Below are 14,405 nucleotides of genomic sequence, written 5' to 3' on the forward strand. Positions count from 1 at the left end.
GGGGAGCGGTGGTTCACCGGGAGGCGCCGCTCCCCACCGACGGCAGGTAGCGCGGCGCCCGCCAGGCGTCCAGCCGGCGTTCCACCGCGGCTCCCAGCGACAGCAGCTTGCCGTCCTGGTGGTTTCCGGCCATCAAGAGGAGGCCCACAGGCAGTTCGCCCACAAATCCTGCGGGCACCGACAGTGACGGGTAGCCGGCCACCGCCGCGGGGGTGGAGGACGGGATCACGTCGTTGTCGCCCCGGGCGCAGTCCGTCGTCCAGGCGGGCGGGTTCGTCGGCGCGGCGATGGCGTCCAGGTGGTGGGCGGCCAGGGTCTCGTCGATGGACCGCCGGGAGAGGTCCTTGAGTTCGGCGCGCATGGCCAGGTACTTGGGGTCGGTCGTGGGAGGCGCGGCGAGGGCCTGCTCGAACAGTTCCTGACCGGCGAAACAGGTCTGCTCGGCCGGGTGGGTGCGGTTGAACTCGATCAGTCCGGCGAGGTCTTTGGGACCCTTGCGGGTGGCGAGGTAGGCGTCGATGTCCCGGTGGAACTCGCTGAGCAGCGCCGGGAATTCGAGTTCCGCGAGCCGCTCCTGGTACGGGGGCGTCACCTCGACGACCTCGGCTCCCGCCTTGCGCAGCCGCGCCGCCGTACGGGTCATCAGGGCGTCCACCTCGGCGCCGAGCGAGGGCAGCCGCCACAGGCCGATCCGTTTGCCGCGCAGGCCGTGGGGGTTCCGCGGCCCGTCCGTGGGCCCGGAGGCGCCGGGCCAGGTGGTTTTCCCGCCGCTGAGCACCGAGAGGGTGAGCGCGACATCGGTGACGTTGCGCGCCATGGGGCCCGCGGTGTCCTGCTCGGCGGAGATCGGCACGACGCCGGCTCCGCTGACGAGTCCAAGGCTCGGTTTGTGGCCGGCCACGCCGTTCATCCCGGCGGGGCACACGATCGAGCCGTCCGTCTCGGTACCGATCGCCACCTGCGACAACGACGCGGCGAGCGCGGCGGCCGACCCGGCGGACGACCCGCACGGGTTGTGGTCCAGTACGTACGGGTTGTGGGTCTGGCCGCCCACCGCCGACCAGCCCGACGTCGGCTTCGTCGAGCGGAAGTTCGCCCACTCCGACAGGTTGGTCTTGCCGAGGATCACCGCGCCCGCCTCCCGCAGCCGGGTCACCAGGGCGGCGTCGGTGTCCGGCGGGCTGCCGGCCAGGGCCAGCGACCCGGCCGTCGTGGGCAGGCCGCGGGTGTCCACGTTGTCCTTGAGCAGGACGGGTATCCCGTCGAGCGGGCCCAGGGTGTCGCCGCGCCGGTGCCGGGCGTCGCTGGCGGCCGCCTGGCGCAGGGCCGTCGGGTCGGTGCGCAGCACCGCGTTGATCTTGGGGTTGACCGTCTCGATGCGGCTCAGATAGGCGCGGGTCAGCGCGGCGGAGGTCAGCGAGCCGCCCGCCATGCGGGCCTGGAGCTGCGGAATCGTCACGGTGTCGAGATCGACTCCCGGCAGCGGGGACGGCCCGGCCGCCGGCGGTGGACTGCCGGCGCCGGACCGGCCGGCTTCCGCGTGCGGAGGGGCGGTGCCCGTGACGAGGGTCCCCGTGACCAGAGCGGCGATCAGTGTGGCTACTCTCTTTTTCACCATGGGAAGTAGCGCACTACACGCGGCTCTTCCGACGCAAGGGTGTCGGGCGGGCGCTTCCCCGTCTCAGACAAGCGTGCGGCGCACACACTCGGTGACCACACCCCGCAGGCTGCCGGTGCTGCGCAGCAGGTCCCGCTGGACCCGGGCGCCGTTGCCCGTTTTCAGCAGGGCGGTCAGCGCCTCCTGTGTGGGCAGGACGTCTCCGGTGTCCTCCAAGGCGTCGCGTACGTGGTCGAACAGGGCCCGCACCACGGCCTCGGCCGGCGCCGGGCGCATCGTGGCAGGGTGGATCAGCTGCCCCTCCAGCCCCGACCTGGCCGCCCGCCACGTCGCCAGGCGCAGCATCGCCACGCTGTGGCGCGCGGGCGGCTCGCCGTCGCGCCACTGCCGTACCGCCGTCTCCACCAGGCCCCGGGCCAAGGCCGCCAGCAGGACCGTGGTGGAGGCGTCCAGGCAGACGTCGGCGACCCGGATCTCGACGGTGGGGTAGTTGTAGGACAGCCGGGCGTCGAAGTAGACCATGCCCTCGTCCTTGAGCACGCCGCTGGCCGTCATCTCGCCCACCTGCTCGTGGTACCGGTCGGCCGAGCCGAACACCTCGACGGGGCCGGCCGAGGGCCACCGCCCCCACACCCGGTTGCGGTAGCTGCCGTACTCGCTGTCCGCGCCCTGCCAGTACGGCGAGTTCGCGCTCATCGCCAGCAGCACGGACATCCACGGCCGCATCCGGTCGAGCACCGCCACGCCCTCTTCGTCCGACTCCACCGACACGTGGATGTGGCAGCCGCACGTCAGCTGCTCCTGGACCGTGAGGCCGTAGTGCTCGGCGAGCCACCGGTGGCGCTCGCCGGTGCCGATGGCCGGGTCGGCGGCCAGCGGCGAGGTGGCCAGGGCGGCGACCGACGCGCCCAGGCCCTCGGCGTGGCGGGCCGCCTCCGCCCGCCACCGCCGGATCTCCTGGTCCAGATCGCCCATGTCGGTCTGCGGCCGGGTGGCGAACTCCAGCTGCTGCCGGTGCAGCTCGCTCTCGAACATCTCCTCGTTGCCCCACGGGTCCCGCGAGGCCGCCGCGAGGACCGCGGCCGACAGGGCACGGGGGTCCCCTGTCCGGGCGTCCACCAGCAGCAATTCCTCCTCCACACCCACACTGCGCACGCCGTCCGCCCTTTCTTTGCCTCTTGGATTCCGCTCACGTACCCCGCCGTGGCCCCTTCACCCGCTACGACGCGTCTTCGGAGTCCCACAGCTCGGTACGGCACGCTCCGACCAGGGCGCCGACGCGATCCAGGACGGCGTCGGCGGGCCGCGGGCCGAGCCGGCGGCCGTCGCGCAGGCGCAGTGCCACCTGCCCGGCGGCTGCTTCCCTGGCGCCGACGACCGCTTGGTACGGCACGAGGCGGGCCTCCCGGACGCGGGCGCCCAGGCTGCCGCGTTCCGGCCCGTCGAGCCGGGCGCGCAGCCCGCGTTCCGCGCAGCTTTCGGCGAACGCCTCGGCGGCCGGCACCTGTGCGTCGGAGACCGGGAGGACCGCCAGCTGGGTGGGGGCGAGCCAGGCAGGGAAGGCGCCGCCGTGCTGTTCGACCAGGTGGGCGACGGCCCGTTCGACGCTGCCGATGATGCTGCGGTGCAGCATGACGGGGCGGTGCCTGGCGCCGTCCGGGCCGATGTAGTGCAGGTCGAACCGCTCGGGCTGGTGGAAGTCGACCTGGACGGTGGAGAGGGTGGACTCCCGGCCCGCGCTGTCGGTGACCTGGACGTCGATCTTGGGGCCGTAGAACGCCGCCTCGCCTTCGGCCGCCTCGTAGGGCAGTCCGGCGCGGTCGAGGACCTCGCTCAGCACGGCGGTGGACCGTTCCCACAGGCCGGGCGCCGCGACGTACTTCCCGCCGGGGCCCGGGAGGGAGAGCCGGTAGCGGGACGGGCGGATGCCGAGCGCCTCGTACGCCTGGCGGATCATGTCCAGGGCGGCCTGTGCCTCCTCGGCGACCTGGCCGGGGGTGCAGAAGATGTGTGCGTCGTTGAGCTGGATGGCCCGGACGCGGCCCAGGCCGCCGAGCACGCCCGAGAGTTCGGCACGGTACATGCCGCCCAGCTCGGCCATGCGCAGGGGCAGCTCGCGGTGGCTGTGGGAGCGGGAGCGGTAGATCACCGCGTGGTGGGGGCACAGGCTCGGGCGCAGCACGACCTGCTCGCCGCCGAGGTCCATCGGCGGGAACATGTCCGCGCCGTAGTGCGACCAGTGCCCGGAGATCTCGTACAGCTCCCGTTTGCCGAGCACCGGGGAGTACACGTGCCGGTATCCCGCCCGGCGCTCGGCGTCGCGGACGTACTCCTCCAGGGTGTGCCGCACGGTCGCGCCGTCGGGCAGCCAGTACGGCAGCCCGGAGCCGATCAGCGGGTCGGTGCCGAACAGGCCCAGTTCCCGGCCGAGCTTGCGGTGGTCGTACATGGTGGTCTCCTCGCGGACATCGGGCGAGTGACTCCCATGGCGAAGCCCCGGGGCACTCGCCCCGGGGCTTCGACTAGGACATCGGTCAGCGCGCCGGGACTCTCTCCGGCGTCGTCGTCATTCCGGCGCGCTTCATGCCGGGGACCGTAGCAGAGGTGTTCCTGCCCGCGAGAGGCATTTTTCCTAGGAGACCGTCACCGGTTCCTGCCATTCGATGCGGTGACCGGCCAGCCAGCCGGGGGTTCCCGGGCGGCCGCGGGCCAGCAGGCGGGGCATCATGGCGTCCCGCAGGGCCCCCTTGAGGCGGGAGGGCATCTTGTCGTCGCCCATGCGGGCGCTCATCGCCACGACGCGCTCGACGCGTTCCCTGCGCAGCCCTTCGTACGCCGTCAGTGCCCGGGGAATGCCGGGGATGTCGCGCAGGCACTTGGCGAGGACCACGCTGTCCTCCAGGGCCATGGAGCCGCCCTGGCCGGCGTGTGCGGCCGCGTGTGCGGCGTCCCCGATGACGACCATCGACCCGTTGTGCCAGACGGGGAGGGCGGGCAGGTCGTAGGTGTTGCTGCTGATCATGGTGTTGCCGGTGGCGGCGACGAGGTCGGCGGCGGGGGTCCGGTCCTGGGCGAAGAGGGCGAGCAGCCGCTCCCGCCACTGGTCGGACGTGGTGCCGGTGATCTCGGCCCTGGACAGTTCGGGGCCCGGCATGTTGACGAACCACCAGGTCTCGCCGTCCGGGGCGGTGGTGTAGCCGACGAAGGACCGCTTGCCGTAGATCATGCGGTAGCCGTCGGGCGAGGCCGGGGCGGTGCTGTCGCGGGTGTACCCGAAGACGGTGTTCAGGCCGGTGTAGCGGGGTTCCGGCGCATCGGGGTCGATGACCCGGCGGGTGGTGGAGCGCAGCCCGTCGGCCCCGATGAGGAGGTCGCCTTCGGCGGTGCTGCCGTCGGCGAACGAGGCCACGACCCGGCCGCCGGCGGTGGTCGTGGCTCCGGTGAACCGCTTGCCGTGTACGACGTCGATGCCGCGCCTGGCCGCCTCCTCGTACAGCACCCGGTACAGGCTCGCGCGGCGCAGCGTGCGCGGGGTCGCTCCGCCGGGCCGCCCGTCGCCCATGGGGACGTGGCCGAGCTCGCGGCCCGAACTGCTCGTGAAGTCCACGCCGGCGGCGGCGAAGGAACGGTCGAGCACGGGCTCCAGGGCGTCGATCGCCCGCAGCGCGTCCAGGCCGTTCTCCATGAGGGTGACGAAGGCACCGGCCTCGTCGGCGGCGGCGTCGTACGCCTCGTGGACGACGGACCGGATGCCCGCCTTGTGCAGGGCCATCGCGGTGGCCGGACCCGCGATGCCGCCGCCGATGATCAGGGCTGTGGTCATGCTGTCGCTCCTTCGTGCTGCCCGCGGGTGCGGTGCGGACCGCCGGTCACTTGACGCCCACGACCAGCGAGCGGGGGCCCGGCAGCGGCTGGACCCGGCAGTCGCGGAAGCCGGCCTCCGTCAGCCAGCCGATGCCGTCGGCGCCCGTGTAGTCGAAGCCGCCCGGGCTCTGGACGAGCATGTGCAGGCTCATCAGCAGGCCGAAGGTGTTGTGCCGGCGCTCGTCGTCGATCAGCGCGTCGGCGATCACCACGGCGCCGCCCTCGGGCAGCGCGTCGTACGCCTTGCGCAGCAGCATCCGCTTGGTCTCCAGGTCCCAGTCGTGCAGGATCTGGCTGAAGACGAGCACGTCGGCGCGGGGCAGTTCGTCGGTGAGGAAGCTGCCGGGGCGGAAGGCCATCCGGTCGCCGAGCCCGGCGGCGGCCACCGTCTCGTCCACGGTGGGGCCGACCGGCGGCAGGTCGAAGCCGGTCCCGGTGAGGTGGGGGTGGGCGCGCAGGACGTGCGAGAGCAGGGCGCCTTCGGAGCAGCCGATGTCGGCCACGGTGCGGTACCGGCCCCAGTCGAACGCTTCGGCCAGCGCCGTGATGGTCGGCAGCGAACCGCTCGTCATCGCCCGCTGGAACCGGCGCAGCCGCTCCGGGTCGGCGTACAGCTCCGCGAACGGGTCGGTGCCGTCCTCGGGCACGTTGGTCTGCGGCTCGCCGGTGCGCAGCGCCTCGGTCAGCCGGCCCCAGGGTTCGTAGTCGTGCTCGCTGACGAACTCCAGGATGGCGCCGGCGTAGTGCTCCGGCTTTCCCCGGTCGAGGACGGCGCCGGCGGCCGCGGTGTTGCGGTAGCGGCCCGCCTCGCGGTCGAGGAGGTCCATCGAGACCAGGGCGTCGAAGAAGTCGAGGGCGCCGCGCGGGTGGATGCCGATGCGGGTACGCAGTTCCTCGGCGTCCAGGGGGCGGTCCGCGCGGGCCAGCTCGGTGAAGACGCCAAGTTCGCAGGCCGACATGAGCACCTTGGAGTGCCAGAAGCCCAGGCCGGTCTGGAGGATACGGCCCACCGGGTCGGCGTCGGCGGGCGGTTCCAGCAGGTTGCGTACCTGGGCCGAGTCGAAGTGGTCCTCGAAGTGCGTGGCCTTGCCGTCGGCTATGCGCCAGGAGTGCACGAACTTCACGGTGCCGCTGACGCCGCTGCGTGCGCCGCGCATGTGGTGGGTGCCGAAGACCGCGATCCGGTCGCCCGACCCGACGAACTCCTCGGGCTCGGGGCGCATCTCGCTGAACACCCCCGGTACACGGGCCATGAACTCCCGGACCTCGCGGTGGCCCTTCTTGGTCCCGCCGAGCCCGTAGGCGTCCATGCCGTCGGGGTGGGTCCACAGGATGTCGGGTGCGAAGAACGCGAGGACGCCGTCGAGGTCGCGGCGGTGGAACGCGGCGTAGGCGGAGCGGATCAGGTCGGTGCTCGTGGGCATGTCTGCGTTTCCTCCAGGGGCCGTGGTCACGACAGCGGGGTGCCGGTGTCGAGCTGCGGGAAGTGGGCCGCGAGGGCGCGGCGGACACCGGTGCGCCAGTCGACGCGGCAGTCGCCGATGAGGGCCCGGCGCCGGGTGTTGTCGTAGGCGTACGTCTCGCGGGTCACCTCGGCCTCGGTGAAGCCGACCGGTGTCCCGGTCACTTCCGAGACGTACGCCATCAGGTCCTTGATGCCCACGGCCTCGTCGCCGCCCCAGTTCACCACCTGCGCGGGCACGCCTGCCGCGCCCCACAGCAGCGGCACCTGGCGGGTGATGTCGTCGGTGTGGATCGGGCTGCACAGGTGCTGTCCGCCGCGGGGCACCTCGATGGGGCGGCCGGCCAGCATCTGCCGGTAGAAGAGCACCGGTACGCCGCCGTGGCCGTACGGGCCGTAGGCCACGTTGAGGCGGGCGATGGTCGTGGGCAGGCCCAGCGTCGCCGCGAAGGCCCGCACCGTGCCCTCGGTGGCGAGTTTGCCCACGGGGTAGGTGGGCAGCCAGGGCGCCCGGCCGCCCAGCGGGTCGGTCTCGGTGTAGTGGTGGCCGAGGCCCTGGGAGGCGTAGACCGCGCCGGTGGAGACGAAGAGGAAGGACTCGGCGCGGCGGCAGTGTGTCATCAGGCGGCCGGTGGCGACGGAGTTGACGGCCACCGCGTCCTCGAAGTCGGTGCCGTCGCCGCGGTGTACGGCCGAGTGCAGGACGTGGGTGAAGTCGTCCGGCAGGCCGCCGAGGCCGTCCGTTGCCATGTCCCAGCGCCTGGTGTGCATGCCTTGTGCGCTCAGCTCGCGTTCGGCCGTGGCGTCGCCGAACCGGCCCAGGCACCACACCTCGTTGTCCTTGGCCAGGGCCTCGGCCACCGGCCTGGCCACCTGGCCGGTGGCTCCGGTGATCAGGATTTTCTTTCCCGCCAGCACGGGTTCTCCTTCGCTGTCGTCGCTTGGCACGAGTGCTTGGGTGGGCGGGTCAGTTGCCGTCCAGCGCCTGGTCCAGTTCCCGGCGCAGGATGTCCTGGAAGGCGGCGACGTGCCGGTGTCCCATCAGCGTGTAGTGCTCGCCGGGTACGTCGATGTACTTCACCGGGCTGCGGCTGAAGCCGTCCCACTTCTTGAGCTGGAGGTTCAGCCAGTCCTCCTTGGTGCCGCGGATGGGGATCGCGTAGAACACACTGAGCCGCTCCACGCTGCCGCTCGGTTCGTACGTGCGCCCCATGGCCAGCAGCGACTGGGCGAGTTCCGCCCAGGCGGTGAACGCGGGCTGGTCCAGGTCGAGTTCGGCCATCCGCCCGGCGGGCGCGTGGGAGAGCAGGGCCTTGATGGGGTCCTGTCCCGGCGGGAGGTTCCGCAGCTGCCCCGGCAGCAGTTCGGACTGTTCCTTGCTGATCAGGTCCAGGAAGAACGCCAGGTTGACGGCGCCCTCGATGAAGTCGAGTTCCTCCATGCGCGGCTTGATGTGCGGCGGGAGGTTGAAGATGCCGACGAAGTCGACCCGCTCGCCCTGCGACTCCAGCACCTTCGCGATCTCGAAGGCCACCGCGCCGCCGTAGGAGTACCCGGCGACCGCGTAAGGGCCGTGCGGCTGCTGCTCCCGGATGGCCCGCACATAGCACTGGACCATCTCGTCGAACTCGGTGAAGTAGTTCTCCCCCGCGTTGAAGCCGCGGGCCCGCAGCGCGTAGAACGGGCGCTCGCGCGTGAAGTACGCGGCGAGGTTGACGAAGACCAGCACCTCGCCGACGCCGGGGTGCACGCAGAACAGCGGGGTCTTGTCGCCGGTGGTCTGGAGCGGGACCAGGGGGTCGTAGGCGCCGGGGACGGCCGGCTTGCCCGCGTCCAGCCGGCGGGCCAGGTCGCGTACGGACGAGGCGCGCAGGATGTCCAGCACCGGCAGGTCGGCGATGCCGAAGGTGCGCTCGACCTGGCTCTTCAGGCGCAGGATGTCCAGGGAGGTGCCGCCGAGTTCGAAGAAGCTGACGGTGGCGCCGACCGCTGCGGGGTCGGCTTCGAACAGCTCGGCGTAGATCTTGGCCAGCGCCGTTTCGGTGGCGCCTTCCGGCGCCGCGTGGTCACCGAGCTGACGTTCCGTCACCTCGGCGGCGCGGCGCTCGTACACGGCCAGCCCGCCGGACTCCAGGCGCTTGCGCAGCAGCGCACGCTGGATCTTGCCGAGGCTGGTCTTGGGGAACTCCTCGGCCGGCAGCGGCAGCACCAGCGCGGGTCGGAATCCCCAGTGCAGCACCACGCTGCCGCGGATCGCCACGAGCAGACGGTGCAGTTCCGCCTCTCCTCCGGGGCCCGCGGCGTCGAGCGGGGCCGACGGGGCGAACGCGACGACGAGCTGCTCGGTGTCGCTGCCCGGCTTGCGGAGGGGGAAGGCGGCGACGTACGACGGCTCCACGCCGTCGAGCTGCTCCAGCACCGTCTCCAGGTCGTGGCTGAAGTAGTTGACGCCGTTGACGATGACGCTGTCCTTGCTCCGCCCCACCAGCGTGAGCCGGCCGCCGGCGATCCTGCCCCGGTCGCCGGTGCGGAACCAGCCGTCCTCCGTGAACGCCTGCCGGGTCGCCGCCTCGTTGTTGTAGTAGCCGGTGAAGACCATCGGGCCGCGCAGCTGGAGCTCGCCGGCCGTGCCGTCGCCGAGCGGCACGTCCTCGTCGTCGACGGCCCGCATCTCCAGGCCGGTGACCGCGGTGCCCAGCGAGGCGAACTCCTGCCCGGCGTCGGCCTCGGGGAACTCCCGCGAGTAGATGCTGCCGGCGCAGGTCTCCGTCATGCCGAAGGCGGGCCACACCGCCTCCTGGGTCAGTCCGTAGGGCGCGAGCCGGTCGAGGAAGGTGAGGCCCGTGGTGCGTACGACGGCCTCGCCGCCGCTGACGATGTGGCGCAGGCACGTCAGGTCGGGGGCGAAGTCCGCCGGCGGCCGCTCCAGTGCCTGGTTGATCTGGCCGAGCAGGAAGTTGGGGGTGAAGGTGACGGTGACGCGGTGGGTATCGATCAGCCGCACGAACCGCAGCGGGTCCTCCAGGACCGCCTCCGGTCCGACGTGGATCTGGGTGGCGCCCACGGACAGCGGCAGCAGGTGGCACTCCAGCAGGGCCGCCACGTGGTCGAACGATATCCAGTTCAGCGTGGTGTCGCCGGAGCGCAGCCGGTGGTGCCCGTTCTTGCCGCGCATGGACGCCAGCAGGTTGCCGTGGGACAGCATCACGGCCTTGGCGGCGCCCGTGGAGCCGGAGGTGAGCACCAGCAGCGCGAGGTCGTCCGGGTCCGCGCGGTGGAAGTCCGCCGCGGGAGCCGCCGTCGCCAGGTCCTCCGTACAGGCCACGGCCAGGCCCGCGACGTCGGGCAGTTCGCCCTTCAACGCCTCGGTCGTGACCAGCAACGGCCCGTCGAGCAGGGTGTTCACATGCGTCAGCTGCGCGGCCCACCGTTCGGCGTCCGATCTCAGCGGCACGAGCGGGCAGGGGACGTAACCGCCCAGCACACAGGCCCAGAACGCCGGTATGAAGTCCTGGGAGTGTTCCAGGAGGAGCGCGACCCTGTCGCCGGGCCGCAGGCCCGCGGTCCGCAGCCCGCCCAGCGTGCGGCTCGCCGCCTGGAGCAGCTCCGGATACGTCGTCAGGGGTAACGCGCTCGCACCGTCACCGGACAGGCTCAGCACGCCCGAGGCGGGGTGGGACCCGGCAGCGTCAAGCAACAGGCCGACCAGGCCACCGCCGGGCTCGTTTCGGGACAGGTCGGGTGATTGCGGACTCTCGCCTGCGGTGGAGGACAGCACTTCGCGCATGACTGTGTTCCTTTCCGACTTCTTGCTGGGTTCCCGGCGGCCGGGGGGATCGCCGCTGCACGGCCGGCGCCGCCGAAGGCCCGACAGCTCCAGGGCTGTTCGGAAGACCTACTGGATACCGCTCGGAGGCGCTACGGCCGCTTCGAGCGCTTGAACCGGTACGCGACCGGGTGGAGCCGCCAACGCTGCGGCACCAGGGGCGCCGCCGTACGGACGACGGCCGCGAACCGGCGCAGCCGCCGTTCGTCGGCCCGCGTCCAGCGCAGGCCGAGGCGGTCGCGCAGCGGCGCGGGCATGAAGCCGACGACCAGCGCGTACGCCAGCGGCTCCGCGGTCCGGCACAGACGCTGCCAGTCCCGCCGGGGCAGGCGCCACCAGCCCGGCGGCGGCAGCGCGGACACGTTCACGATGCCCAGCAGGTCGCGCACCGTCTCGTTGTCGCCGAGGCGTTCGTCGACCATGGTGGCGACGTACGCGTCGAAGCCGTCCAGCGTGGGCGGCATGTGGTGCTCGCGCAGCCCCAGGATCAGGCCGAGTTGACGCCACTCCTGGTACAGGCGCTGCTGGGCGGCGGGGCTCAGGGGGCGCCCGAACCACTGCTGCGACAGGACGAGGGCCCGGTAGAGGGTGGCGTGCACCCACCAGTACGCCTCGGGGTTGAGCGCGTGGTACCGCTTGCCCTGGGCGTCGACCCCCTTGATCGTCTTGTGGCTCTCCCGCAGCCGGTCCGCCTCGCCGAAGGCCTGGGGGCCGCCGAAGATCAGCGTGAACACCGACGTCATCCGCTGGTCCAGCCGCTGCCACGGCCCGGCGCCCACGGGGTTGGGGTGCTCCCGGGTCGCGGCCCCGATGCCGGGGTGCGCCCCTTGGAGGAGCAGCAGGTAACCGGAGAGCAGAAGCAGTCGGCGGTCGCCACCGATCCGCCAGGCCACCGCGTCCGGCCCGAGCGGCTGGACGGCGGGACGCCCGGGGCGGGCGGTGACCGCCGGTACGACAGACCGGGCAGGTAAGCCGGATGCAGCAGTCATTCCTGTACCTCCGGAGGATGTGGGGGTCATCTCCTGTGCATACGCGCTTCGGCCGAAAAATGTCCGGCCAGGCGGCGAAGTGCACGACGCGCGGTCACACTACCCCGACAAATGCCGAAGTCATAGGCTTGTTGATCTCATCGGCGGGACATCGTCCAATGACCGTTGATGGTACGAAAGGCCCTGGACAGAGGGCACTTGACAAGGTATTTCCAGAGCACGAAACGGGAGGGGAGACGGCTGCGCACGCGTCCGGCGCGGGTCCGCGCCGACGAGGCAGACCCGCCGGCGGGCACCGGCACGGCCCCCCAAGAGGACCGTTCGGCCCTGTCGCCGACGGCCCGCCCCGGGAAGGCTGGCAGGTCAGGCAACGAGATGCCCGGGCGAACGCGGCCGGAGCAAAGGGTGTGCATGATGAACCACGCGGACACACGGCAACCGAAGGGTCCTCACGAGGCGGTGGAACCCCGGAACATGAAGCAGCTCAGCCGCGGCCAGTCACTGCGGCTGCTCGGCAGCGTCTCGCTCGGGCGGCTCGTGTTCACGCAGAACGCCCTGCCCGCCATCCGGCCCGTCAACCACCTGCTGGACGGCGAGGACATCATCGTCCGGCTCAACGACGGGGCGACGCTCACGTCGATCGCGCCGCCCGCCGGCGAAGCGGGCCTCGTGGTCGCCTACGAAGCGGACGCCATCGACCCGCTGACCCACCTGGGCTGGAGCGTCGTCGTCACCGGATACGCCCGCCTGGTGGCCGACCCGGCCCAAGAGGCCCGCTACCAGGAGCTGTTGCGCCCGTGGGTGGCCCGGACCATGAGCGCCGCCCTGCGCATCCACCCTGACCTGGTCACCGGGTTCCGGCTGGTCCCCCAGCCGGTGCACGCGGTGTGCGCCGCGGGGCCGGAGGGCCGCTGAGCCGCCGGGCCGGGTGCCCGGTCAGCCGCCCGCTGGCAGCGGGGCGCGCCACACGATGCGGCTGCCGCCGCCGGCGGGGATGTGGATCTCCATCGTCCCGTCCACGTTCGCCGCCCGTTCGGCCAGGTTGCCCAGCCCGCTGCGGCGCCCGGTCTCCGGGATGCCCCTGCCGTTGTCCGTCACGCTCAGCACCACCTCGTCGCCGGTGGCCCGGAGGGCCACTTCCACCCGGGTCGCGTGCGCGTGCCGGGCCGCGTTGCTGAGCAGTTCGGTGAGGGCCGCCATGACGTGGTCGGCCACCTGCGGCGGTACGTCCGTGTCCAGCAGCCCTTCCATGCTCAGCCGCGGCGGGAAGCCCAGCGCCGTGCCGGCTTCGCCGACGGCGCGCGCCACGCGGGCCCGCAGGCTCGGTCCCGCGTCCTCTTCCCTGACCCGCAGACCGAAGATCGTCGACCGGATGATCTTGATGGTCTCGTCCAGGTCGCCGACGGCCCGGGTGACCCGCTCGGCGGCACCGGCGTGCTCCACCAGCTTGGCGGCGCTCTGCAGCGTCATACCGGTGGCGAACAGCCGTTGAATGGCCAGGTCGTGCAGGTCACGGGCGATCCGGTCCCGGTCCTCCAGCAGGGCGAGCTGTTCGGCGTCGCGCCGCCGTTCGGCCAGTTCCAGGGCCACGGCCGCCTGCCCCGCGTAGGCGCGCAGCGGTTCCAGCTCCTCTTCGGTGAACACCGCCTCCCCCTCGGCACGCGCCAGGAGGAGCACGCCCCGGGTACTGCCGCCCTCACTGCCCAGCGGGACCGCCACGGCGGGCCCGAGGCCCTCGAACCCCCGCGCCCCGGCGGCGTACCGGTCGTCGTGCGCCACATCGGACGTGGTGACGGGCGCCCCCGTCCGCTGGGCGGCGCCCGCCAGTGTGCCGTCGACCGGCTCCACCAGGCCGCGGCGCTTGCCGCCGCCCTCGCCGAGCGCCAGCTCGACGACCAGGCCGCCGGTGTCCCGCTCGGGCACGGAGACGTCCGCGAGCCGCGCCCGGGTGATCTCCTGTGCCCGGCGGGCGATCAGTTCCAGCACCTCCAGGCGCGGGCTGCCGGAGAACAGGCTGTTGGTGATCTCCGCGCCCGCCTTGAGCCAGCGCTGCTGGCGCTGCGACCCCTCGTAGAGCCGGGCGTTGTCGATCGCCACGCCGGCCGCGACGGACAGCGTGGCGATCACCGACTCGTCCTCCGCGTCGAAGTCGTGCCCGCCCCGCTTGTCGGTCAGGTAGAGATTGCCGAAGACCTCGTCGCGCACCCGGATCGGCACGCCCAGGAACGTGCGCATCGGCGGGTGGTGGGCGGGAAAACCGTACGAGGACGGGTGGGTGCCGAGGTCGGTGAGCCGCAACGGCTCGGGGTTGCGGATCAGTTCGCCCAGCAGGCCGTGGCCGGCCGGCAGCGGCCCGATCGCGGCGATCTCCTGCGGCGTCAGGCCCACCGTCAGGAACTGCGACAGCCGCCGGCCGTCCGGGCCGATCACGCCCAGCGCCCCGTACTCCGCGTCCACCAGCAGCGCGGCCGCTTCGACGATGCGCCGGAGCACCTGCGGCAGATCCAGCTCCCGCCCCACCGAGACCACGGCCTCCAGGAGGCTGTGCACCCGGTCCCGGGTGCCGCGAGCCGCGTCGATGCGTGCCTGCAGTTCCTCCAGCAACTCGTCCAGTCGCAGCTGCGGCATCCGTGACAACGACTCCTG

Annotated in this window: 9 protein-coding genes and 1 pseudogene; 1 reads left to right on the forward strand and 9 read right to left on the reverse strand. The window is 72.4% G+C overall.

Features of this window, described 5'->3' with window-relative positions:
- Positions 1-13 precede the first annotated feature (13 nt).
- From ACH4OW_RS11475 to ACH4OW_RS11510, 8 genes and pseudogenes are all read right to left on the reverse strand, one after another.
- Complete coding sequence (locus ACH4OW_RS11475) at positions 14-1,618, reverse strand: amidase family protein (protein ID WP_398026889.1); 1,605 nt, start codon at positions 1,616-1,618, stop codon at positions 14-16.
- A gap of 63 nt (positions 1,619-1,681) precedes the next feature.
- A complete protein-coding gene (locus tag ACH4OW_RS11480) occupies positions 1,682-2,773 on the reverse strand; it encodes a glutamate--cysteine ligase (protein ID WP_360128728.1) in 1,092 nt (363 codons plus the stop codon).
- A 64-nt stretch (positions 2,774-2,837) separates the two neighbouring features.
- Positions 2,838-4,073: pseudogene (gene thrS, locus ACH4OW_RS11485) on the reverse strand (threonine--tRNA ligase); the annotation flags it as partial.
- A 177-nt stretch (positions 4,074-4,250) separates the two neighbouring features.
- Complete coding sequence (locus tag ACH4OW_RS11490) at positions 4,251-5,441, reverse strand: FAD-dependent monooxygenase (RefSeq protein ID WP_398026891.1); 1,191 nt, start codon at positions 5,439-5,441, stop codon at positions 4,251-4,253.
- A 46-nt stretch (positions 5,442-5,487) separates the two neighbouring features.
- Complete coding sequence (locus ACH4OW_RS11495) at positions 5,488-6,906, reverse strand: methyltransferase (RefSeq protein WP_398026893.1); 1,419 nt, start codon at positions 6,904-6,906, stop codon at positions 5,488-5,490.
- Positions 6,907-6,932: 26 nt separating this feature from the next.
- Positions 6,933-7,859 (reverse strand): NAD(P)-dependent oxidoreductase, encoded by a 927-nt coding sequence (locus ACH4OW_RS11500; protein WP_360128848.1) that lies wholly within the window; start codon positions 7,857-7,859, stop codon positions 6,933-6,935.
- A 52-nt stretch (positions 7,860-7,911) separates the two neighbouring features.
- Entirely contained in the window at positions 7,912-10,731 is a 2,820-nt protein-coding gene (locus ACH4OW_RS11505; protein ID WP_398026895.1) for an AMP-binding protein, read from the reverse strand.
- Between the two features lie 131 nt (positions 10,732-10,862).
- Positions 10,863-11,759 carry an oxygenase MpaB family protein gene (locus tag ACH4OW_RS11510; protein WP_398026897.1) on the reverse strand — a complete coding sequence of 299 codons (897 nt, stop codon included), beginning with the start codon at positions 11,757-11,759 and terminating at the stop codon, positions 10,863-10,865.
- 474 nt (positions 11,760-12,233) lie between these two features.
- On the opposite strand from ACH4OW_RS11510, the gene ACH4OW_RS11515 reads away from it, so the two are divergent.
- On the forward strand, positions 12,234-12,674 hold the full coding sequence (locus tag ACH4OW_RS11515) for a pyridoxamine 5'-phosphate oxidase family protein (RefSeq protein WP_360128713.1): 441 nt from the start codon (positions 12,234-12,236) through the stop codon (positions 12,672-12,674).
- A gap of 21 nt (positions 12,675-12,695) precedes the next feature.
- Here the strand turns inward: ACH4OW_RS11515 and ACH4OW_RS11520 are convergent, their stop codons facing one another.
- Positions 12,696-14,387, reverse strand: coding sequence for a GAF domain-containing sensor histidine kinase (locus ACH4OW_RS11520; RefSeq protein ID WP_360128710.1), 1,692 nt, complete (start codon positions 14,385-14,387; stop codon positions 12,696-12,698).
- Positions 14,388-14,405: the final 18 nt, after the last annotated feature.

The sequence above is a fragment of the Streptomyces sp. NPDC017056 genome, from assembly GCF_044332485.1.
Taxonomy (GTDB): domain Bacteria; phylum Actinomycetota; class Actinomycetes; order Streptomycetales; family Streptomycetaceae; genus Streptomyces.